Here is a 1,265-nt window from a genome sequence, read left to right as displayed (position 1 = left end):
CCTGAGCGATCCCCGCATTTGAGCGGGCAGATCGCCAGTCGCCTGCCCGACGGCTCCGTGCAAGGCGAGGTGGTGCGGCGCAGGAGGAGAGGCCATGCTGGTACGCAAGGTGGCCATCAACGAAGAGCAGGTGCGCACGTTCCTGTCAGGGTTGTTCGAGGAGGACCTGCACGCCAAGAGGGTGCTGTCGCTGTCGCATGCGACGTTGGGGGTGGTGCATGCCGCGTCCTTGTCTGTGCACGCCATTGGCCAGGCGCTAGCGTGGGCGCGGGGCGGCGTGCAGAAGCACGGCATCAAGCAGGTGGACCGGCTGCTGTCCAATGAGGCCTTGGACGTGTGGCAGCTGGCGGCCCGCTGGGTGCCGTACGTGCTGGCCGAGCGCACCGAGGCGCTGGTGGCGCTGGACTGGACGGACTTCGAGGCCGATGACCACACCACCCTGGTGGCCAGCCTCGTCACGGCGCATGGGCGCACCACGCCCTTGCTGTGGGTGACGCTTCAGAAGAGCGCCCTGGCGGGCAACCGGGCCCAGGCGGAGGACGAACTGCTGCTGCGGCTCAAGGAGTGTGTGCCCGAAGGAGTGAAGGTGACGGTGCTGGCGGACCGGGGCTTCGCGGACCAACGGCTTTACGCCCTGCTGACCCAGGCGGGCTTCGAGTACGTGGTGCGCTTTCGCAAGGACGTGCGGGTGGAAGTGGCCGGCGGCTCGCAGCAGCCTGCATCCGGGTGGATGCCCACCAGTGGGCACGCCAAGAAGCTGACGGACGTGCGCGTGACGGCGGACCGCACGCCGGTGCCGGCGGTGGTGCTGGTGCACCAGAAGGGCATGAAGGAGCCGTGGTGTCTGGCCACCAGCCTGGACATGGCCAGCGCACGTCAGGTGGTGGACCTCTACTCCCGGCGCTTCTCGTGCGAGGAGACGTTCCGGGACGTGAAGGATTTGAGATTCGGGATGGGGCTGTCCGCGGTGCGCGTGAAGAGTCCCGAGCGGCGCGACAGGCTGCTGCTGGTGAGCGCTCTGGCCCAAGTGCTGCTGACACTGCTGGGAGCCGCTGGCGAAAGCCTCGGCATGGAGAAGGGGCTGAAGGCCAACACGGTGAAGACTCGCACCTACTCGCTCTTCCGACAGGGCTGCATGTATTACCAAGCCCTCCCCATGATGAAGGAGGAGCGGCTGCTTCCGCTCATCGAGCGTTTCTCCGAGCTCCTTCACCGCCATCCCGTCTTTCAGGAAGCACTCGGCTTCATATGAGGGGATGCCTCAG

Annotated in this window: 1 protein-coding gene; it reads left to right on the top strand. The window is 66.7% G+C overall.

The genetic code is table 11. From position 1 onward, the window contains the following. Positions 1–94 precede the first annotated feature (94 nt). Entirely contained in the window at positions 95–1,252 is a 1,158-nt protein-coding gene (locus tag GTZ93_RS42075; protein WP_139924260.1) for an IS4 family transposase, read from the top strand. The last annotated feature ends 13 nt before the right edge of the window (positions 1,253–1,265 follow it).

The organism is Corallococcus exiguus (assembly GCF_009909105.1).
GTDB classification, from domain to species: Bacteria; Myxococcota; Myxococcia; order Myxococcales; family Myxococcaceae; genus Corallococcus; species Corallococcus exiguus.
The sequence above is the reverse complement of the archived record's forward strand: the minus strand, read 5'-3'. Positions and strand labels throughout refer to the sequence as shown.

Coding starts and splice junctions, on each gene's coding strand:
- GTZ93_RS42075 (WP_139924260.1), top strand. CDS start 95: ATGCTGGTACGCAAGGTGGCCATCAACGAAGAGCAGGTGCGCACGTTC.